Below are 21,070 nucleotides of genomic sequence, written 5' to 3' on the forward strand. Positions count from 1 at the left end.
TGGTCTTGGCTCAACAGCCGCATCCGCAAACAACTCGACCAGTTTAATTGTTTGCGAGATGCAATCGAGCATGTCTTATGCTTGTCGTCCTAATTACCTTGGCGATTGCTATATCTTAAAACTCAAAGAGGATTGCTATAGCCGCTTTGTGCGAACTGGCTCTTCAGGGGAATTTCTATCGAGAACTCAGTCCCCTGACCGGGTTGAGACATACATTTAAAGAAACCGCCGTGTTTTTCGACCACAATCTGGTAGCTAATGGAAAGTCCCAGACCTGTTCCTTTCCCAACCGGCTTGGTAGTGAAAAAAGGATCGAAAACTTGGCACTGCACGCCTGTACTCATGCCAGGGCCATTGTCATTAATCTGAATAACAACGCGGGGGACACCAGATGGGTTGTCCTGCATCAGAAAAGTACGAATGGTAATCTGACTGGGTAAGTTTTTAATTTCTTCTAGCGATCGCGATTCATCGCGTTGCTCTAGAGCGTCAATGGCATTGCCAATCACGTTCATAAAAACTTGATTCATCTGACCGGCGTAGCACTCAATCGGCGGTAAGTCCCCATACTCTTTCACTACGTCGATCTCGGCATGGTCTGGCTTTGCTTTCAGTCGATGTTGCAAGATTAACAGAGTGCTGTCGATGCCAGTGTGGATATTGACAGGCTTCCGATCAGCCTCGTCCAGTCGGGAGAAATTACGTAAAGACAGAACGATCTGGCGGATGCGATCGGCTCCAACCTTCATTGATGAGAGCATCTGCGGAAGATCCGAAGTCAGGAACTCTATGTCAATCGCCTCTGCTCGATCCACAATTTCAGCATGGGGATTTGGGTAATGCTGTTGATAGAGTTCCATGAGTTTGAGCATATCTTGGGTATATTCATCAACGTGGCTGATATTGCCGTAGATAAAATTAACCGGATTATTAATTTCGTGAGCAACACCGGCAACCAGTTGACCCAAACTCGACATCTTTTCGGTTTGAATTAGCTGGGTTTGGGTTTTCTGTAACTCTTGGAGGGCGCTGGAGAGTTGTTCGGCTTGCTGCTGGGTTTGAGCAAGTAATTCCGCTTGCTGTTGGTAGAGTTCGGCTTGCTGAATCGCGATCGCAGCTTGATCGGCGAGTTGTTGCAGCAGATCGACTTCCTCCGCCTTCCAAACTCTGGGTTCATGGCACTCATGGGCAACCAGTAGCCCCCACAGTTTCTCCCCTCTGCGAATCGGGACGACTAAATTGGCTTTTACCTGAATCTGTTCCAAGAATTCGACATGACAAGCTTGCAAAGAAGCTTGATGCACGTCGCTAATTGCCCGAACCCGTCCCCCCTGGTATAAGATCGCGTACTCTAGGGGAAAGCAGTTCTCGTCATAGACTTGCCCCAGAATTGATTTGGTATTGCCCGTGACCTCTTCGACAACCACCTTACCTTGCCAGCGTTGGGTGAACTGGTAAATTATCACTCGGTCTGTATTTAACAGGTTCCGGACTTCGCGCACGATGGTTTGGAGGATGGTTTTTAGTTCCAACGTGCTGCGGATTTGGTCGATGACTTGCTTCAGAACGCTTGCCCACTCCAAGGATTGTTGTAACTTGACTGTACGTTCTTGGACTTGACAATCGAGGTTGGCATTGAGACGCTGCACCTTTTGGTACAGTCCATACTGCTCAATCGCCATTGAGAAGCCATCGCCCAAAGCATCAGCGAGTTCAATCTCTTCCGGAGTCCATTGGCGCGATTGGCCTCTTTTTAGCTGTCGCCAAAGTTCAAAAGATTTCCGGGGATGAATTTGTCGCGCATCCGGGTCAAAATGCCCAGCCCATAAGGTTTCTGTGTCAATTTCATCTCGAAAAATTGTCAAGTATCCGACCAACTGTTGACGGTGTTGGAGGGGTACAATCAACACGCCTCGAATCAAAGTAGATTGAAATACAGTTTCAATCGATTGTAAATACGTTTGTTTATACAAGTCAGCGATCGCAATGATGCCACTACTACCCCTAGTATTTGCGGTAGCGACAGGGTTTAAATTTGCTCCGCCTTTTAACCATTCTTGCCACAGAGGATGCTGCTCAATTAAAACGGATGAGGCAGGTACTGCTACCACTCCCGGTTCTACGAGCTTCAATTGATCGCCACAGGTGTACACTATCGCTGACAAGCCAGTAGTTTCTGGGGCGATGTACAGTCTGCCACCGGAACCTTGCAGCGCGCTAACGGTTTCCTCCAGGGCGGATTGCAGCTCAATGGTAGGGAGTGTATGCAGCAGGGTAGCGACACGGTTAAGCGTGACTTCCCGCTGAGCTTTTTCGCGGGTTTGGGTGAGTAAAGTAGATTGAGCGATCGCAATCGATACTTGATCCGCTACCATCTGGACAATTTCCAGTTCCCGTTCTGAGATTACTTGCGGTTGCGAGTAGTGACCGACTAAAAGCCCCCACAAGCGATCGCCATGCAGAATCGGCACCACCAGAGAAGACTGCACACCCATTGCTTTGAGATATGCCACATGGCAAGGGTCTATAGGGCGATAGTGGATCTTTCTGGTTTCTAGGGATTCTCCAGAAACCGGAGAATCCATTAGCGATAAACCAATGAGTCCTGACGCAACATTCACAATCGAACGCAGACGCACTTTCTGATAGAGTTCGCGTGCTTGGGGAGGAATGTCATCCGCTGGAAAGTTCAAACCTTTTAAAGACGGAAGGCGATTTTTATAAATAAATTCGGCAATCACTTCTCCACTTTCATCAGCATGAAACCGATAGACCATGACGCGGTCTGCTTCTAGTAACGAACTGACTTCTGCCACCGTTGCGATTAAAATTTCTTGTAATTCCAAGGATTGACGAATCCGGTTAGTGATTCGGTGCAGCAATCCTTCCCGCTCTAATTCTGACTGTAATTCTGGCTTTAAAACTTGCGTATTTTTACTGATGGTCATTTTTTCATCCACTACGCTTATAATATTTGTGCCTTTTTCCGCACTGTATCTATTTTCGGTGTACTGACTAAGTTCAGCCATACGTGAAAATATGGAACTTTTTTTAAAAATTAGTTTCTATACCAATCTAAAATGATTCGTGAAGGTGCGATTCCCGACTTCGAGAAAGAAGTTAGGATCTGAAGGTTTGTCTCACAACTAAAATAGGATTGCTATATATATGTTTTCGAGCGAGTTTGAAATCGGGTTTTAAAATAATGCTGTAGATTTAGGGATTTTTTAGAAAATGAGTTGCTAAAATTCTATCCAGCTAAGGTTTCTAACTTTCTCGTCAGTGCGATCGCGCTTGATGAAGATTTGTTAGCTTAAACTCTAATTGGAATCTTGATAGCAAACTCAGCCCCTTGACCGGGTGCTGAAGTACACTCCAACTGTCCCCCATGTTTTTCGGTTACAATTTGGTAGCTAATCGCTAGACCCAGCCCAGTCCCTTTGCCAACGTTTTTCGTTGTGAAGAAAGGATCGAAAAGTCTTGACTGAACCTCAGTTGAAATCCCTGAACCATTGTCAATTATTCGGATTTCTACTTGATTGTTCCCTGCGACTTTGGTGCGAATTAAGATGGTAGCGGGATTGCCTTTAATTTCTTCGATCGAGCGTTTATGATTAAACTCATCAAGAGAATCAATTGCATTTGTAAGTAAATTCATAAACACTTGATTCAGTTGTCCGGCATAGCATTCTACTAAAGGTAAGTTGCCATACTCTTTAATCACCTGAATCTCCGGATGTCCCGGCTTATCTTTTAATTGATTCTGTAAAATTACTAGCGTATTCTCAAGACCCTCATGAATGTCAACGGCTTTCATCTCCGCTTCATCCAAACGAGAGAAGTTTCTTAGAGATAGAACAATTTGACGAATCCGTTCGGCTCCAAACTTCATGGAAGATAGAATTTTCTGAAAATCAAGGAGCAGGAAGTCGAGTTCGACTTCTTCGATATAGTCTTGAATTTCCGGGGTAGGATTGGGGTAGCATTGTTGGTACAACTTTAAGAGTTTGAGCAAATCTTCCAGATATTCATTGGCAGGAGTGATGTTGCCATAAATGAAGTTGACTGGATTGTTAATTTCATGTGCAACTCCAGCCACCAGTTGACCCAAACTAGACATTTTTTCAGTTTGAATTAATTGAGTTTGAGTTTGTCTCAACTCAGATAGAGTTTGTTGTAACTCTTGAGCTTTGTCTCGGTATTGGGTTTCAGCCTTTTGAATTTCTTCAAACAAGCGGGCATTTTCTAAAGCCGTGGCGATTTGTCCGGCGAGGGTGTTGAACGTCTCTAGATCCGTTTGACTGAAGCGATCGCTTTCCTTGTCTTGAATGTCCAGCACTCCTAGTAGCGCCCCACGGGCGACTAAGGGCACCACTGCGGAAGAACCCATTTGGATGGGTTTCAAGTCTCCTGCTAGCCCTGCACTGTCCTGTTTATCCACCCAGATCGTTTGCTGCTTTCGGGCAGCAAGGGCGACTAAGCTGCGATCGTCAAGAGACAGACAGGCGCTTTCATCATGCCCAAGCATACCCTGATTGCCAGAATCAGCCCGCCGGATGAGTTGATTCGTGGTCTGATCTAACAGATAAATTTGCACGTAGTGCAAGCCGAAGCGATTCTGCATTAGGGCGATCGCTTCGCGCAATAGCTTTTCCGGGTCTATAATCGCTTTCGACAACTCGCTGACGGCAACCGTAACGTGTTGACTAACTTCCAGTTCGCGGGTACGCTCTTCTAAGCCTTGAAGCAATTTACCGACTTGTTCTGCCATCCCATTGAAACTCAACGCTAGCACCCCAATTTCATCCTTTGATTGGATAGAAGTACGAGCATTGAGGTTGCCAGCAGTGAATTGAGTCACTGTTCCAGCGAGATTAATCAGTGGCTTAGCCAGTAGTTCTCCGATCGTAATCGCCGCGATAATGACTACACCTGCAATGATCGCAGCCAGCAACAGCGTGTCGCGGGCTTGGGCTTCGATAGGCGCTAGAAATACCGCTTTCGGTTGGACAAAAACCACAAACCACGGTCGCGTCTTTAGCTTGGTAACTGCTGCTGCGTTCGGCTCGTTGTTTGTAGAGGATAAGGCGGTTGTAAAGTAAGGGGATGTTGCAGCGTTATCTAAACCTTGCTCAAAATCAGGCAAATTTGTCGAAAAGTCTGCCGTTTTCCCCTTGGGCAACCGTCCTTCTGCTTGCAGAGCTTTCACTTTAGCCGGTGGGAGTGGTGCTACCGATTTAAAATTTAACTCAGGTGCGTTTCCGTGAGCTAAACGAATATGGTTTTCGTCTAGCAAAATCGCAAAGGAAGCGCTTCCTCTCACTAGGTCGGTATTTTGGCTAACCAATCGCTGGACAGCAGCAGCGTTATAACGGATACGTAAGACACCGATAGTATTTCCCGACGCATTTCGTACCGGACTACTGAAGTACAAACCGATCTCATTAGTACTTGGAGAAAACACGATGGGCGAGACATAGGGTAAGCCAGTTTTAAACGGTCGCTGAAAGTAATTCTGGTCAGATTTATCTGTACCGATATCTGGTGTATAGGTATCAATTACATCTCGCCCCTGACGATCGAGCAGCGCGTAGGACGAGATATTCAAAGTATCTTTACGGCTGAGCGAACGTAAAGCGCCCTCGACTTCTGAAGCGATACTTTGTCTCTGGTTAGCAGGTAAACTTAAGTACTTGGCGAAGACTGGCAACTGAGCTTCAACCCGGACAGCATCCAGATTCGAGTTTATAAAAGCATCTATACTCAGGGCAGTTTGAGAAGCAGATGTTAAGAGGGTTTGGTTAGCATTGTTCGTCAGCGTCTTTTGTGTGGCTCGCTGATTCAAGAAGGCTAGTAATGCTAAGGGGAGCAGTGCCACACCCAGGAAAGAAAAAATCAGCTTAGTGCGTAGGGTATAAAGTTGGAACTGTTTCACAGTCAATTTACCTTTTGTAACTGCTGCACAAAGGACGGGTTAATCAGTTTTTGAATATCCGGCGCAGCGCTTAGCCCTCCGGTACGAGTATAAAAGTCGGCGTACAATTTGGCTGTATGATACAGCGACTCTGTTGTTGAACCTAGAGTAAATGCCTTTAAGTTGTCTTGCAAAGTAGACAACTGGATGCCATCTACGGAAATGGTTTCAGGTTTGATATTCAGGGTTTTGGCAATTATTGCTTTGCTTTCTTCTGGATTGGCTTTCCAGTAGTCTTGGGCTTGGAACCAAGCGCGAATAAATGCCTTCACCTCTTGAGGGCGATCGCGTAGCACATTGCCGTGAAACACGATGACATCTGGAATCAACCCAGGAGTCTGCTTACTGGTGAATAGCACGTTAGCCCCAGATTTAACTGCTTGAGACACATAGGGTTCCCAGGTTTGCCCCGCTTGAATTTCACCACTTTTTAAGAAAGCTGGAATTGCTTCCGCTTCTATATTGACTAAGCTGACATCTTGACTAGAAAGACCTTTAGTTTCTAGTATCTTGGTGATAAACAGTTCTCCAAAATCACCTAACTTAGTGCCGATCCGCTTGCCCTTCAAATCAGCCACGCTTTTTATATCGCGCCCAGCTACCATTGCGTCAGCACCAGCTGATTGATCGGTGACTAAAACAATTTTTGCCTCTGGGTTTTGCCCAAGCTTACTCATCACGCTACCTAATGGCAGAGCAACCCCATCGTTTTTATTAGCACTGAAGTTAGACAGGGGTACGAGAAAGTTTTCTGAATAAACGGGTTCGACTTTAACACCCTGCGCTTGGAAGAAGCCTTTTTCTTGGGCGATCGCTATTGGAAAGTGTCCAGCCCAGAGACTATATCCGACCCTAAGAGGCAAAGACGTTGGGCTGGAAGTAACTACTGTTGTCGTGCTATTGCAGGCGGTGATTAGCACAATGCTGAGTAATACAAGAAATACAAAGCGTAGCAATCGAGATTTCATGCTAAAACCTGTTGATGTGTGTGACTGAATACGGTCAACTTCCTGGCTGCAACTGCTGCACAAAAGACGGATCGATCAGTTTTTGAATATCTGGCGCAGCGGTTAATCCTCCAGTGCGAATCGAGAAATCGGCGTACAATTTGGCGGTATGGTACAACGACTCTTCTGTGGAACCTGGAGTAAACGCTTTTAAGTTTTCTTTTAAGGTGGACAGCTGAATGTTATCGGTTGAAACGCTCTCCGGTTTAATCTTCAGCCGCTTAGCAATCAGTGATTTGCTTGCTTCTGGGTTGGCTTTCCAGTAATCTTGGGCTTGGAACCAAGCTCGGACAAATGCTTTTATCTGTCCAGGGCGATCGCGTATTACATTGCTGCGAAATAAGATGACATTCGGAATCAACCTAGGTGTTTGCTTACTGGTAAATAGTACCTGCGCTCCGGCTTTCACTGCCTCTAATGTGTAGGGATACCAAGTTTGTCCGGCTTGAATATCACCGCTTTTTATGTGTGCTGGAATGGCTTCCCCTTCTATATCGACTAGCGTCACGTCATCGGTAGTAAGACCATTGCTCTCCAGCATCTTGACAACAAACAATTCTCCGTAGTCGCCTAACTTCACGCCGAGTCGCTTGCCCTTCAAGTCAGCTACACTTTTAATATCGCGTTGCACCACTACGGTGTCAGCACCAGCCGATTGATCGGTTTCCAGGACAATGTGGATATCTGGGTTTTTCCCAATGATGCTCATCACACCACCCAATGTTACGATGATGCCATCATATTTACCTGCACTAAAATCAGAAACAACTCCTAAATAGTTTTCTGAATACACAGGTTCAACTTCCACCCCCTGTTCTGCGAAAAATCCTTGTTCTGAAGCAATCTCCATTGGGAAATATCCAGGCCACAGATTGTAGGCAATTCGCAGTGGTGGAAGCTCAGGTTTAGAGGTTATAAAGGTTCTGCCATTGCAGGCTGTAACCAGGAAAAGGCTGAGCAAAAAAAGAGACGCGAAGCGGAGAAATCGAGATTTCATCTTGAAAAACTGTTGATGTTTAACTGCATGGAATAACGCTTTTTTTCTCGTTAATTTCCTGCCTGCGACATCTGCACAAAAGAAGGATTAATCATTTTTTGAATATCTGGCGCGGTGCTTAATCCTCCGGTGCGAATATAGAAGTCGGTGTACAATTTGGCGGTATGGTACAACGACTCGGTTGTAGAACCAGGAGTAAATGCTTTTAAGTTGTCTTTTAAGGTGTACAACTTGACACCCTCAGTGGAAATTTCTTCAGGTTTGATGGAGAGCGTTTTCGCAATCAGTGCTTTACTTTCTTCGGGATTTGCCTGCCAGTAATCTTGCGCTTGAAACCAGGCGCGAATAAATGCTTGAATGTCTTTTGGGCGATCGCGTACTACTGAGGATCGAAACACTATTACACTCGAAATTAAGCCGGGTGTGTCCTTACTGGTGAATAATACTCGCCCTCCAGATTTGGTTACTTCAGATAAGTACGGTTCCCAAGTATGTCCCGCTTGAATATCCCCGCTCTTAAAACGTGCTGGAACCGCTTCTCCTTCTACGTTGACTAGGGTCAAATTATCGCTAGTCAAACCATGTTTCTGGAGCATTTCGCTGACAAATAATTCTCCATCACCTAACCTGACTCCGAGGCGCTTGCCTTTCAAGTCAGCGACACTTTTAACCTCTGGGCGAACTACTATTGAGTCAGAACCAGCCGATTCATCAGTTGCCATCGCAATCTGTAAATCCGGGTTTTTCTCAATGATGCTCATCAAGCTACTTACTGTGATGGCAACTCCATCATATTGTCCAGCACTGAATTCAGACACCGATTCTAGAAAGTTTTGGACATAGACGGGTTTGACTTTGACCCCTTGAGCTGTGAAGAATTCTTTTTCTTGAGCGATCGCGATTGGGAACAACCCAGGCCACAAATTGTAGCCGACGGTAAGGGGCTGAGTTTCTTTTTGGGAAGTCACCGTCGTGCTATTGCAGGCTGTAATCAGCACAATACTGAGCAAAAAAAGAGACACGAAGCGGAACAGTCGAGATTTCATAGAAACTATTTTTGTGACTTAACTGGGGTTATGCTGCCTTTTATCGCTGAACCGATCGACAGCTTTACGAAAGTTCGGTCTCAACTCTGGTGCTTCTATTGGCTCAAAGCCTTGTCATCCGTTGGTTTTTCTCTCGCTAACTCAAGAATTAAGCGATCGCCGACAAGGATGACCTGCAATGATTAGAGTTTGCATCAGTACCCTTCTTAGAATTCCCGATTTTCTTCGGGTTTTCACCATCTGTTCTATATCTTTAGTGGAGGGTGTGGGGATCGAAGCGGGTCGATTCCTTAGCGCTAGAGAGCCAACAAATGTAAAACACCTTGGCGTTGCCATTGGATTTGCAGGATGTGACAACGCAACTTGGTATAAGTATTAAATCAGCACCAATCAACAGATTGCTCTTTCCCAGCGCGAACTGACAAGTCAGCGCTAGGCTAACGCCTCGCTTCGGTAACGCGATCGCAGCCCAGAGGTAAGCGTTTTTGTCGAGTTGCAAGCAGTCTATGCATTTAAAATTCAGGGAGAATGCCCTATGACGATTTGGGTAAACGAACAGATCGATCCGTCTGGGATGATCCATGCCTGTATTGCCTGTTGTGATGAAGCGCAGGCAAAAGATTGTCATGAGTCCTACCAGCAAAATTTAACCGATTTCCAAAAGGAGTCCGGTTGGATCGCCAGATTGCGAACGGTTGATTCTTGGGATGAGGTGCCAGTGAATTCCCTGAAGCTGGATTAATTAAAGCGATCGCTAGGTAGAAAAACTAATTGGGTTAGGTATGCTTGGGCGGACGCAGTTTCCCAGAACTAATGGGAATGAGGATTTGGCTGAGGATTCGCAGTTGTTCTGCTGTACCCATGCAAATGAGCAAATCTCCCGCCAGTAATTGAGTTTCTCCCGTGGGACCCCCGATGAGGGTGCCATCGGCGCGACGAATGGCGAGAACTAAAGCGCCCGATTGCGATCGCAACCGGGCTTCTCTTAGGCTTTGTCTCACAACGGGACAACTTTGAGGATCGATCAGGAACTCTTCCATATAAAAAGCGCGATCGGTTCCCGTGAGGATACCATCCACAAAGTCCATCACCTGGGGTCTAAGCGCTGCTGCTGCCATGCGCCTGCCGCCAGTAATATAGGGGGAAACCACGGCATCAGCACCGGCGCGTTGCATTTTTTGCACCGCTTCTTCTGTACTTGCCCGCGCGATCGCTCGAATGTTTGGATTGAGCGTTTTCGCCGAAATCACCGTATAGAGATTTTCTGCATCCGAAGGCAGCGCCGCCACCAGACAAATCGCCCGTTCAATCGCTACCCTGTGAAGCGTGTCATCCAGTGTCGCATCGCCTTGCACCGCGATATAACCCAACTGTAGCGCCTCCTCTACCGGCTCCATCTGAGAGTCTATGGTCACAAACGCAATGCCTTCCGCCTTAAACTCTTTAGCAATCTGACGCCCGGTGCGTCCAAAGCCACAAAGGATATAGTGTTCGTTTAAAGAATCTACCAAACGCCGCCGCTGCCTCAGTCGTCCTCCCTCTTGAAAGTAGCCTTGAATCAGGGCTTCTGTAAACCGATTGACGATGTAACCGATGCTGACCACACCTGTTAAAATCAGGGCGATCGTAAACAAGCGACCGCGATTACCCAGCGGATTAGTTTCTCCATACCCCACAGTTGCTAGCGTGATCACAGTCATATAGGCGGCATCTGACCACGACCAACCCTCCACCAGCTTGTACCATAAAGTGCCGAGCAGGGCGACACCAAAGAGTGCGATCGCACCGCCAATCAACTCTTGACGAAGGCGTTCATATTTTTGCTCAAGTGCTGTCCGATCGTTGCTTACACTGCCTGTAGTCACCTAAGTCAATTTTAGAAAAAAATGTGGAGGATACCCTCGCAGGATAACCGCTCTCGACTTGTAAAGTGAAGCACAGAGTCAATATTTTTAGAGAGACAGCTATGTTTGTACTCATTGGTGGAGCCGGACTTGTTGGGTTGGATTTAGCGCAACGGCTGGTAGACCTGGGGCATACCGTCGCCGTAATTGATATCGATCCAAGTGCTTGCCGGTATGTCCGCGAACAAGTCGGCGCAATGGCATTTGAAGGCAGTGCGGTCAGTACCGAGGTGCTGCTAGAAGCCGGGATTCACAAAGCTGATGCCGTCGCAGCCGTTCTCCGTCATGATGCCTTAAATCTAGCAATGGTCACGCTTGCTAAACACTACGGCGTTTCCCATATTGTGAGTCGAGTGCGCCACCGGGATTTTGCCGAACCCCTACGCATTGTCGGGGCTTCTCATATCATCAGTACCGTTGATTTAGGAGTTTCTACAATGGTGAATGCGATTGAGTATCCGCAAGTAGAATCAATGATGCATTTTGAGCAGGGTCAAATTGAAGTTTTAAAACTCTCGATTCCCCAAAAGTGCTATGTTGTCGGTCTTACCGTTGCTGAAATCGCTCAAGAACCCCAATTTCCTACAGGCTCTTTAATTATTGGTTATCAATCCCATCCCCACATGGATTTAGAAATTCCCAACGGAAGTACAGTATTAGAGCCAGGAGCGACGATATTAATGGTGACGAAGCCAGGGTCATTACATCAAGCCATTGATTTTATTAATGGTTGTGCCTAATCATCTTCTAGTTTCATCAGTTGTTCATCAATTGTTTTTATTCGCCCTTGCACAATTTCCTCAGAGAGAATTCGCTGCCGGATCGCCTCATTTAGCGCCCCTTTTTCTGCCAAGAGTAATCGTCGTCGAATGGCGTCAAGTTTTGAGCGATCGCCTTCAACTAATTGTCCCGGACGACGATTATAAAGATTCCGCAGCGCTTTTTCTGCCCCGGCAACTTGCACCTGATAAACGGCTCGCATTTCTTCATAAACACTTTTTGGCAAAACCCCTTTTTTCAATAGACTATCCAATTCATCTTGAGCTGCCTTAGAAGCAATTAACTGAGCCTGCAATTCCTCAATTTGTTGGCGAGAATCTGAGAAGCGAGAGAGTTGCAACCGGCGTACAAACCAAGGTAAACTTACGCCCTGCCCTACGAGAGATAACAACACCGCACCAAACACTAAGGCGATCAACTGCTCTCGCCCCGGTAGTGTTGTAGGTAAGCTAAGGGCAAGAGCCATTGAAAGAGAGCCTTTGATGTTACCTAAAAACAGGACGTGCTGCCAGCGCAATGGAATCGGACGGTCAAACCAACGCACTCCAGCCAACAGCGGATAGACAGTGAGGACTCGCGCAATTTGGTAAGCCAAAACGGCAAGCAGAACCGCTGGCAAAGTCCTCCAGAACGTCACCGGGTTTATTTCTACACCAATCAGCAGAAAAATAAAGGTATTGACTGCAAAACTGGCATAGTCCCAAAAACTTAACAACGCGATCCGATCGGAAGCAGACGTGCTGCGAGAAAGCCCAACGTTCCCGAAAATTAATCCAGCTACAACCACAGCCACAGCACCGGATACCCCTAAAGATTGCCCGATTTGAAAGGTTCCTAATGCAACTGCAACGGTTAGCAAGAGACTGCTAAGGGGATCGTGTAAACGAAGAAATACAGGGATGCTTAAATAGCCCAAGACTAAGCCAACGAGACTGCCTCCCACGGCAACAAATAATAGTTGTTGGATTCCTTCTAATACTGTGAGCGAACCTGTCGAATACACTGTCAGAATCAGGTTAAATGAAACTAGGGCGGCAGCATCGTTGAAGAGGGTTTCTCCTTCAACGATCGTGGAAAGCCGGGAGGGTACAGGTATCTCCTTAAAAACGGCAATCATGGAAACCGTATCAGTGTTTGCGAGAATAACTCCAATTAGTAGCGCTGGTATCCAATCTAGCCCTAGCCCAAATTTCAACAGAACGGCAATAATCGCCGAGGAAAGTATCGCCCCTGGACCCGCTAAAAGGGCAATTGGTTTAAACGTGCTTCGGAGACGGCTAACATCTGTATTGATGCCAGCTTCAAAGATGAGAATTGGCAGGAAAAGATTCAATACTAAGGAAGGATCGAGTCCAATCCGGCGAGAAAATAGTTCCGTGATTGGTAAACCTGCCAACACTAAACCCGTGACATAGGGAACGCGAAGCCGCTGTGTCACCAGGGCAACAACTGTGGCAATTAGCAGGAGAATAATCAGAATTGGGACTAATTCTGCAATGTTTGCTTGAGGCTGCTGGTTTGTTTGGTTAAGATTAGCGAGAACAAACGGCTGCGGAAAGCACCAGACGGGGAGTTTTGCTAAGGATAAAAGATGCATCATCTGATTTAGCTGATTGGGACAAACAAAAATGAGGAGCGATCGCAACTTAAACTTTCCCAAAATCATCCTGTCAGACGAGCCGATTGGATCAAGTGCAATGCTCGCGGTCAATCTTAGACTCAACCTGGAGTCGCGTGGACGATGTTAACCGCCTCAGCTAACCTTTCGCAAGTAAGGCTGTTTCTGTTTTCTCAGGGTTTATAGTTCCCTTTAAACAGAACTTTTTGAAAATTCCCTTTAAGATTGCCAAATAAGGATAAAAAATTTCAGGAGTAAGCAGTGAGTCTAGAAACTCTGGTTGAAAATTCCTCAATTCCGGCAGAGTCAGGCGTGTCCGTTCCGTATGACCCAGAAGGCTTTGACGCCTCGGTGATGAGTACCTACGGGCGCTATCCCCTAGCTTTAGAACGGGGTGCGGGTTGCCGCCTGTGGGATAGCGAGGGGCGCGAATATCTGGACTTTGTTGCCGGGATTGCCACTTGTACCCTCGGACACGCTCACCCAGCTTTGGTGGAAACCGTAACTCGCCAAATCCAGACGCTGCACCATGTCTCTAACTTGTATTACATCCCGGTGCAAGGGGAATTGGCAAAATGGTTGATCGACCATTCCTGCGCGGATCGGGCGTTTTTCTGCAATTCCGGTGCTGAGGCAAACGAAGGGGCAATCAAACTGGCTCGGAAATATGCCCACACGGTCAAAGGGATCGAAAAGCCGATTATTTTGACGGCTCACGCCAGCTTCCACGGGCGCACGTTGGCGACGATTACCGCTACAGGTCAACCGAAGTACCAGAAAAATTTTGCCCCGTTGATGCCTGGTTTTTACTATGTGCCTTACAACGATATTGGGGCGATCAAGAATGCGATCGCTACCCTCGACGAAGGCGATCAAGGTGTCACCGCAATTATGCTGGAAGCCTTGCAGGGAGAAGGTGGCGTGCGTCCCGGCGATGTCAAATACTTCCAAGAATTGCGGAAAATCTGCGATGAGAACGACATCTTGCTAATTTTAGATGAAGTGCAAGTTGGCATGGGTCGCAGCGGCAAGTTCTGGGGATACGAGCATTTGGGAATTGAGCCGGATATCTTCACGTCTGCCAAGGGATTAGGTGGTGGCATTCCCATCGGTGCAACCTTGTGCAAGAAACATTGTGATGTTTTTCAGCCGGGAGATCATGCTAGCACTTATGGCGGCAATCCTTTTGCCTGTGCGGCTGCGTTAACCGTGTGTCAGACGCTAGAACGGGACAATATTCTGCAAAATGTACAAGATCGGGGCAAACAATTACGAGCGGGATTGAGCGCGATCGCATCTAAATATCCCGACCAAATTAGTGAAGTGCGTGGCTGGGGTTTAATCAATGGGATGGAGTTGAAGGCAGAGATTGATTTAACTTCAGCAGATGTTGTGAAAGCAGCGATCGCCGACGGCTTATTGTTGGTACCTGCTGGTCCCAAAGTGATTCGATTTGTGCCGCCGCTGATTGTCTCTGCTGAAGAGGTAGACCAAGCGCTGCAAGCCGTTGAACGGGCAATGGCAACCGTAACCGCGTAGGGAATCGGAAAGTTTTGAGTTATGAGTGTTGAGTTTTGAATTAAGAATGCTAACTCAAACTCATAACTCTTTTAAGCCGCTTCCAGAGGAGCCATTGTTAACCCAGCGCGGCTGAGTTGCTCGTGGTAAAGTTCTGCCTGCTCTTGGGGACCCACCCAAACAATCGCTTGACCTTCAAAGTGGATTTGATAGGTGTGTTCCCAAGCGAGATCGCTCGTCATGTCAGGGATATACTTCACCAAACACTCGTGAACGTGTTCAAACGTATTGAAATCATCGTCTAACACGATCACTTTGTAATTAGGATATAACTTGCGGACAACTTGACTAGATCGTTCAGGAGTCTGAACAGGAGCTTGAATCGGTGCAGCGGCGGTCGGTAAAGTTATACCGGAGGCGATCGCGCCAACAGCGGCTGAAAGTCTCCTAGTCATAAGGCAGATTGCGAAAAGACCTTAACAAAATTAATTTACAAGTATTTTGCTCTATTTTAACAATCCTGAATCCCCGAAAGTAACAGGTTAAGTCAGAATCATCTTCGTTTCCTGTGACAACCAAGCAAAACCAGAGCGGGATTTGGTGCAAAGTTTTGGCAAAATGTCAACAAAACCTAGAAACCCTCTACCAGGAATTGTTCAAAGCGTTGTATAAATCCAACCGCCAGCTGTACCAAAGGCCATCCTACCAAACAAATTAACGCCGAATTGCGAGTGCTGATATCTAACCCTTGGCGGACTGCTACAATCACAGCCAGCAAACTCCAAACGGCTAGCACCCGCTCAAGTGGTTGTCCGAACAAAGGAATCAGCGTTAAGAAATTCAGCACTTGCGGAGCATAGGCAAAGCCAATCGGAATCATCAAATCCCTATAGGTAACGTGATTTGGTTTTCGCCACTCCCCAATCTTCCAAATGGTAAGCGTCCAGAAATAGTAGCCTCCCACAATGCTCATCCCATCAATCAGAAGCGCCAGCAGCATTACGGGCAGCGTTGCCAGGTTAATTAATAAAATAACAGCACTACCCAAAGCATGGGACAGTGCTGCTAAAATCACAATAGTTTGGGCAATTCGATAGGTTTTAGGCGTATTTCGAGCATTTTCATAAAAATTTCCATCTAAAGCAAGTGCATTCCAAAGGGTCGTGCCCAAGCTTACTTTTGATTCCTCGCTGCTCACGTTGAATCCTTACTACTCACGATTGATGACAACTTTGGATAGGATACTGCGTCAGGGATGCCTCAGGGAGCCAATCACCAAAAAAATTCACTTCCTGACCGAAATTAATTGACGTTAAGACAGTAACAGTAAGCAACTAGATATTCTTGAATGCTGCGATTGATTTGGCGGATACTTATATGGCTTCGGGGGGGAACCTTAAAGCTGTTGCTCCTAGCGGTCTTTATACTCATAATCTGGGGTATTACTTCGCCAGTCGGGACTGTAGTATGGTGGCTGGAACAAGGAGCAGAAACTTTAGGTTTGAAGAAAAACCAAAGCTCGATCTTGCCACCCAACAATGACTCAAATCCTGATGCCAAATCCTCCCCAATCAATTGTTACATTGTGTTTTTGACAGGAGTAGGAGATTTTTCTGCCAATGAATTAACACCGGGGGAAGAAGTCTTTTTAGACCGGATTGTTGAGAGTCATCCTAACTGTGTAGCCGTAGGAGATGTTTTCCCATACTCAGCAGAGAACAAGGGTCTAGGAGGACAGCGCTTATTAAGCCCCGTATGGCACTTTGCGAATCGAAATGGTGGGATAGGAATCGCCAGCGTGCTGATCAAAATCCGCAATCTCTGGCGATTTGCGATTTCCGCCGATCCTCGCTATGGCTCTATTTATAATCAGGGGATTGCCAATGCCATCATCGAGCGGATGAATAGTGGGCAGCCCATTTCCCGTAAAGGGGGTCAACCGCTTGACATCATTCTCGTTGGAACGAGTGGTGGCGTACAAGTTGCCTTGGGTGCGGCTCCCTATCTTAACCAATGGCTAGATACAAAAATCACTATCGTCTCTGTGGGTGGGGTCTTTAATGGGAGGTCGGGCTTTCAGGCGGCTCGTTTCTATCACCTGCGAGGGAGTCGAGACTGGGTTGAGGATCTCGGCGGTATTGTCTTCCCCTCTCGGTGGCTGTGGAACGTGAGTTCCCAATTTAATCAAGCTCGTTTGCAAGGGCATTATTCAGCCCGGAGCAGCGGCTCCCACGCTCACGATGGCCCTGAAGGTTATTTTGGTCTAGAAGTTGCTAAGCCGGAGGACATGACTTATGTAGAGTTAACCCTCCAAGAGGTGAATAAACTTCCTATTTGGTCGCTAGAGAAGCCAGCAAAGTAGTCATTGCGAATCGGGAATGGCTATCCAATTAGCCATTCCCGATTCACAAATATCACTTCCAATCTTCCCAATTCTGGTTGAAAATTGAGGTGTCTGGAAAGACAGTCGGATTGTTATTCTTATCCAATCGACGTTTCAGCGCTTCTAGTTGTGGTTCGGCGCGTGGCAGTTCATCCACTAGCTGATAAGGCGCGATCGCATTTTCTAAGGCAAAAGCGGCTGTTGTTCCAGCAGCAGCCCCCGCCGACCATTCAAAGGAATGCACTCGATAGGCAGCGGCGGCAATATGACTGGTCGCAATACTTTTCCCTGCCACGAGCATATTGTTGATTTTTTGGGGAATCATCGCTCTGAGAGGGATTTGGAACGGATAAGCTTGACCTGCACCCCGTCGTTCACCTTCCCGTTCGGTGTTTCCTGGAGCTTCTGCGGGGCTTTGGGTCATGCAAGGATGGAAGTCGATGGCATAGTGACCAATGCCTACAGCGTCGGGATAGATGGTGGAACGAGTGCGCCGCATGACTTGTTCCGGCGGCTTGGTGCCGCTCAGTACAGACGCTACTTCCAGTCCTGCAAGCGATGCCTGTAGTCTCCGATAGGTATCTGGTGACAATGTTTGACGGTAGTAGTCGTCTTTGTAGTTACGGCGAGAAATATCAATTTCCCAAATGCTAAAACCTTGAGGATAAGCCAAGGTGGGGCGTCCAATAATTCGCCGTCCTTCCCGCATATAAGGATACTTAGATAACCCATGCACCGTTCCCATTGGGGAATCTAACCCACTCAGGTAACGGTTATTGGGTTTCGCCTGCTTAACTCCTGGGCCAAGTTGAGAGTCGGTGGTTCCAGCAACCAGCCAGTGAAAATATCCCAGCGCGTTTTCCTCGCCTTTGCGGAGGGTTTCGGTTCGCAATCCTCCCATCCATTCTCCAGGCTGTAGCTGTCCAGCGGCTTGCAACTGGTCGCGAGTGTAAACTAAGTTATCTTCGGCGTTTCCGGGGCGGTAGTCGTTGCCCCAAGTCCAGTTCTGCATGGAGATGTCGCCGGGAGTGGGTCCCGTATAGGAGAGACCCCCGAATTTGGTCGTTTCTCCAGCTTTAGGACTCCAAATCCGCCGGTAGGTGAAGACTAGCCCAAAGTCCGCCAGGCGCTTTAATTCATAGCTGTAGTAGGGTTCATATTGAGAATAGAACGGTGGCGGGGTATGGGTTTGTGGTTGTTGGGTTGCCTCCATTGCAAAGGTGTAGGTAAAGCCTTGGGTGCAATAGCGATCGCCCGTTTCACTTGAAGAAGAAGGTTCCAGGTAAGAACGGGGGTCGATACCTAGCCGGTAGGGAACGTCAGCCAGGGCAATCAGTTCGCCGGTTTCTGAGGCGTCAACCACGTACCAATTTGGGGCTGCGGGTGCTGGCTTTTTCGCTGGCTGGGGTACAAAACGGACAATGGTTTTTTCAAACTGAGGCGAGTTCTCGTAGCGATAAGAATCCTCAATCGTTTGCGATAGCGGCAGCGTGTTGAGAGGAGATGCGCCTTTAGCTGGGCGATGCTGGATAGCGATCGCACCTTGAATCAAATTGCCCGCTTGGTCGATATTCAGTTCTTTGATTACCGTCGAGGGAAACCATTTCAGCTTGCCTCTGCCTCTTTTGGCAGCATCTTGCAATTGGTCGTACAGCAGTTTGTGAGCATCGCGGGGAAGAAAGCAGGATTCACTAACCCAACAATCGCCAGGATTGAGTTCTCCATATTTGCGATTGATTCGCTGTCGCAAGTCCAGGTAGCCGCGAGAATATAACAGCTTTTGCCGTTGGGTAGGGCGTTCATCCAGTGCGGAAGTTCCCTGTGCGGAAATTTGTCCTCCTACCCAGTCGGTAATTTCCGTGAGGCAAACGGTTCGCCCCGCCAATAAGCCTTCGTAGGCAGTCGCCGCACCGGAGAGTCCCCCTCCAACGACCAAGATTTCACACTCCACTGTTTGATCTGGGTTTCTAGGGGGTGCTGCCAAAGCAATTGGAGTGAATGATTCTAGCAATGTTAAGCCTAGAGTCAGGCTAAGGAGCGATCGCTTCATGTTTAGACGTTTCAGCTTCTACGTATATCTAGCTAGCTCTCCGACGCTACCACTCTCAAATTGTTCATTGCAAGCTTTTCTGGCGGCAGTCAGAACAAGCGATCGCTCTAGCCTATCCCGAAAAGGCGATAAATATTCCTCTACTCGAATCCCCCTGTTGAATTAGATGGCGATTCAAGTCAGCATCTGCACTTTTCTATAGCTAGCAGTGCAGCTAATTCCCGCTATTGGTAGTGCTTCGGATTTTGATTGCAGTAGCGCTGCGAATAAATCCTAATTTCCTAAGGACTCGCTGAATAAGCCTCTACCTAATGAGATGTTTTTAGTTCTGAAAATCCCTTACTTTAGCCTAGTTTTTAATTTCATTATCCTGTATAAAACCGAACAAAAATAGATTGCATTCATTTTTATTCTAAAAAACAAATATCGATCGAGATTTAGTTGCAATTTAGAGCAAGCTAGAGATCGCATCTGATAGACACGGCGCTGTAATATGTTTTTTGGAATTTCCAGTGAAGCTACAAAGTAATCTTTAGCAGCAAGTAGGGTTTTAAAGAAGGAATTGATACGATTAGCTCTCTCGGTAAGCAAACATATCTAAAGAGAGAGGTAGTTGAAGAAAGATTAAGCAGTATTAGTAGATGTATACCTGCTCAGATGTAAATGATCGCTGAGTTGAGAAAAAAAATTTAGTGCATCAAGACTTTCCTGAATTTGTTAGCTCTTTTTTGGCTAACGAACCTACGGTCAGCCCTAGCAAACAAAAGCATTTCCTGGAGATTTAACCATGATGAAACGAACAACAGCAACTGCTGCCCTTGTAGCAGTTGGATTATTTACGTCTCTGGGCTTCTCAGCCGTAGCTCAGACCACCCGCCCCGTAACGCCATCAACCCGACCGGCAACGCCGTCAAACCGACAGGCAACGCCATCACGCAACAGCCAGTTGACTGCCCTAGATAGGCAGTTTATTATGGACGCCGCCCACGGGGGAATGGCAGAAGTACAACTTGGGCAACTGGCGTTAGAAAAGTCAACCGACCCGAATGTAAAGCAGTTCGCGCAGCAGATGATTCAGGAGCATACACGGGCGAACCAAGAGCTGATGCAGTTAGCGGCTCAGAAGGGAGTCACGCCTCCAACCACTCCGGGGCCAAAGTATGAAGCGGCAATGATGCGGCTTCAGCAGTTGTCTGGAAAGAGCTTCGACCAAGCCTATATGATGGAGGGCGGGCTGAACGGTCACTTGGAAAGTGCCGCAGTGTACCAGCGTCAAGTTGGACTGGGACAAGATCCCGATCTAAAAGCATTTGCTAACAAAATCTTGCCAAGGGTGCAGGGTCATTTAGAAATGGCTGCGTCGATGACAGGTGCCAGGGTGGCTGAGACAGACAATGCGATGCCTGGAATGCCTGGAATGTCTGGGATGCAGATGAACCGAGGGACGCAGATGAACCGAGGGACGCAGATGAACCGGGGGATGCAGATGAACCAGGGGACGCAGACAACCCCGAATATGCAGATGAACCGGGGAATGCAGACAACTCCTGGGACACAGATGACTCCTGGAACACAGACGACCCCAATGCAGATGAACCGTGGGACGCAGATGAACCAGTAACATTGAACCAGTAACATCGGGCAATACTATAGAGCGATCGCATTTTCCTACGGGAGAGTGCGATCGCTCTTGTTTGTAGAGACGCGATGAATCGCGTCTCTACAAACAAGGTTATTTAATCTACCATCCCAAGATGGTTTTAACGGAGGGAGCGATCGCTATTCTTTATGAC

The 21,070-nt window shown here is 47.3% G+C and carries 16 protein-coding genes; 5 read left to right on the top strand and 11 right to left on the bottom strand.

Annotated features, from left to right (window positions below):
* Window positions 1-122: 122 nt before the first annotated feature.
* From NC996_RS23640 to NC996_RS23665, 6 genes are all read right to left on the bottom strand, one after another.
* A complete protein-coding gene (locus tag NC996_RS23640; protein WP_190688668.1) occupies window positions 123-2,948 on the bottom strand; it encodes a GAF domain-containing protein in 2,826 nt (941 codons plus the stop codon).
* Between the two features lie 365 nt (window positions 2,949-3,313).
* On the bottom strand, window positions 3,314-5,935 hold the full coding sequence (locus NC996_RS23645; protein ID WP_190688624.1) for an ATP-binding protein: 2,622 nt from the start codon (window positions 5,933-5,935) through the stop codon (window positions 3,314-3,316).
* Window positions 5,936-5,937: 2 nt separating this feature from the next.
* Entirely contained in the window at window positions 5,938-6,942 is a 1,005-nt protein-coding gene (locus tag NC996_RS23650; protein WP_190688627.1) for an ABC transporter substrate-binding protein, read from the bottom strand.
* 34 nt (window positions 6,943-6,976) lie between these two features.
* Window positions 6,977-7,978, bottom strand: a complete 1,002-nt coding sequence (locus tag NC996_RS23655; protein WP_190526221.1) for an ABC transporter substrate-binding protein — start codon at window positions 7,976-7,978, stop codon at window positions 6,977-6,979.
* A 50-nt stretch (window positions 7,979-8,028) separates the two neighbouring features.
* Entirely contained in the window at window positions 8,029-9,024 is a 996-nt protein-coding gene (locus tag NC996_RS23660; RefSeq protein ID WP_190688630.1) for an ABC transporter substrate-binding protein, read from the bottom strand.
* A 253-nt stretch (window positions 9,025-9,277) separates the two neighbouring features.
* On the bottom strand, window positions 9,278-9,523 hold the full coding sequence (locus tag NC996_RS23665; RefSeq protein ID WP_190688634.1) for a hypothetical protein: 246 nt from the start codon (window positions 9,521-9,523) through the stop codon (window positions 9,278-9,280).
* Window positions 9,524-9,559: 36 nt separating this feature from the next.
* Between NC996_RS23665 and NC996_RS23670 the strand changes: the two genes are divergently transcribed.
* Window positions 9,560-9,766: a glycogen debranching protein gene (locus NC996_RS23670; RefSeq protein WP_190526217.1), complete on the top strand. Its 207-nt coding sequence runs from the start codon at window positions 9,560-9,562 to the stop codon at window positions 9,764-9,766.
* 34 nt (window positions 9,767-9,800) lie between these two features.
* Here NC996_RS23670 and NC996_RS23675 read toward each other — a convergent pair whose 3' ends face one another.
* Window positions 9,801-10,889: an NAD-binding protein gene (locus NC996_RS23675; protein WP_190414453.1), complete on the bottom strand. Its 1,089-nt coding sequence runs from the start codon at window positions 10,887-10,889 to the stop codon at window positions 9,801-9,803.
* 101 nt (window positions 10,890-10,990) lie between these two features.
* Between NC996_RS23675 and NC996_RS23680 the strand changes: the two genes are divergently transcribed.
* Window positions 10,991-11,668, top strand: coding sequence for a TrkA family potassium uptake protein (locus NC996_RS23680; RefSeq protein ID WP_190414454.1), 678 nt, complete (start codon window positions 10,991-10,993; stop codon window positions 11,666-11,668).
* On the opposite strand, the gene NC996_RS23685 is transcribed toward NC996_RS23680, so the two are convergent.
* Window positions 11,665-13,308, bottom strand: a complete 1,644-nt coding sequence (locus tag NC996_RS23685) for a sodium:proton antiporter (RefSeq protein WP_242029114.1) — start codon at window positions 13,306-13,308, stop codon at window positions 11,665-11,667. The two genes, NC996_RS23680 and NC996_RS23685, sit on opposite strands and share 4 nt — an antisense overlap.
* A 279-nt stretch (window positions 13,309-13,587) precedes the next feature.
* On the opposite strand from NC996_RS23685, the gene NC996_RS23690 reads away from it, so the two are divergent.
* Entirely contained in the window at window positions 13,588-14,865 is a 1,278-nt protein-coding gene (locus NC996_RS23690) for an acetylornithine/succinylornithine family transaminase (protein ID WP_190688638.1), read from the top strand.
* Window positions 14,866-14,936: 71 nt separating this feature from the next.
* Here the strand turns inward: NC996_RS23690 and clpS are convergent, their stop codons facing one another.
* The gene (clpS, locus tag NC996_RS23695) at window positions 14,937-15,299 is read right to left on the bottom strand and encodes an ATP-dependent Clp protease adapter ClpS (RefSeq protein ID WP_190414456.1); all 363 of its coding nucleotides are present in this window, start codon (window positions 15,297-15,299) and stop codon (window positions 14,937-14,939) included.
* Between the two features lie 176 nt (window positions 15,300-15,475).
* Window positions 15,476-16,042, bottom strand: coding sequence for a hypothetical protein (locus tag NC996_RS23700; protein ID WP_190414457.1), 567 nt, complete (start codon window positions 16,040-16,042; stop codon window positions 15,476-15,478).
* 150 nt (window positions 16,043-16,192) lie between these two features.
* Between NC996_RS23700 and NC996_RS23705 the strand changes: the two genes are divergently transcribed.
* A complete protein-coding gene (locus NC996_RS23705; RefSeq protein ID WP_190688641.1) occupies window positions 16,193-17,206 on the top strand; it encodes a hypothetical protein in 1,014 nt (337 codons plus the stop codon).
* A gap of 52 nt (window positions 17,207-17,258) precedes the next feature.
* Here NC996_RS23705 and NC996_RS23710 read toward each other — a convergent pair whose 3' ends face one another.
* The gene (locus NC996_RS23710) at window positions 17,259-19,277 is read right to left on the bottom strand and encodes an FAD-dependent oxidoreductase (protein ID WP_190688643.1); all 2,019 of its coding nucleotides are present in this window, start codon (window positions 19,275-19,277) and stop codon (window positions 17,259-17,261) included.
* A 787-nt stretch (window positions 19,278-20,064) separates the two neighbouring features.
* Between NC996_RS23710 and NC996_RS23715 the strand changes: the two genes are divergently transcribed.
* Window positions 20,065-20,898, top strand: a complete 834-nt coding sequence (locus NC996_RS23715) for a DUF4142 domain-containing protein (RefSeq protein WP_242030467.1) — start codon at window positions 20,065-20,067, stop codon at window positions 20,896-20,898.
* Window positions 20,899-21,070 lie beyond the last annotated feature (172 nt).

The organism is Trichocoleus sp. ST-U2, from assembly GCF_039961875.1.
Lineage (GTDB): Bacteria > Cyanobacteriota > Cyanobacteriia > Cyanobacteriales > FACHB-T130 > FACHB-T130.

What these genes read in the sequence shown, in the direction of transcription:
- NC996_RS23640 (WP_190688668.1), bottom strand. Translation starts at nt 2,948, where the DNA reads ATGACCATCAGTAAAAATACGCAAGTTTTAAAGCCAGAATTACAGTCA.
- NC996_RS23660 (WP_190688630.1), bottom strand. Translation starts at nt 9,024, where the DNA reads ATGAAATCTCGACTGTTCCGCTTCGTGTCTCTTTTTTTGCTCAGTATT.
- NC996_RS23715 (WP_242030467.1), top strand. Translation starts at nt 20,065, where the DNA reads ATGATGAAACGAACAACAGCAACTGCTGCCCTTGTAGCAGTTGGATTA.
- NC996_RS23680 (WP_190414454.1), top strand. Translation starts at nt 10,991, where the DNA reads ATGTTTGTACTCATTGGTGGAGCCGGACTTGTTGGGTTGGATTTAGCG.
- NC996_RS23670 (WP_190526217.1), top strand. Translation starts at nt 9,560, where the DNA reads ATGACGATTTGGGTAAACGAACAGATCGATCCGTCTGGGATGATCCAT.
- NC996_RS23650 (WP_190688627.1), bottom strand. Translation starts at nt 6,942, where the DNA reads ATGAAATCTCGATTGCTACGCTTTGTATTTCTTGTATTACTCAGCATT.
- NC996_RS23710 (WP_190688643.1), bottom strand. Translation starts at nt 19,277, where the DNA reads ATGAAGCGATCGCTCCTTAGCCTGACTCTAGGCTTAACATTGCTAGAA.
- NC996_RS23685 (WP_242029114.1), bottom strand. Translation starts at nt 13,308, where the DNA reads ATGATGCATCTTTTATCCTTAGCAAAACTCCCCGTCTGGTGCTTTCCG.
- NC996_RS23705 (WP_190688641.1), top strand. Translation starts at nt 16,193, where the DNA reads ATGCTGCGATTGATTTGGCGGATACTTATATGGCTTCGGGGGGGAACC.
- clpS (WP_190414456.1), bottom strand. Translation starts at nt 15,299, where the DNA reads ATGACTAGGAGACTTTCAGCCGCTGTTGGCGCGATCGCCTCCGGTATA.
- NC996_RS23655 (WP_190526221.1), bottom strand. Translation starts at nt 7,978, where the DNA reads ATGAAATCTCGATTTCTCCGCTTCGCGTCTCTTTTTTTGCTCAGCCTT.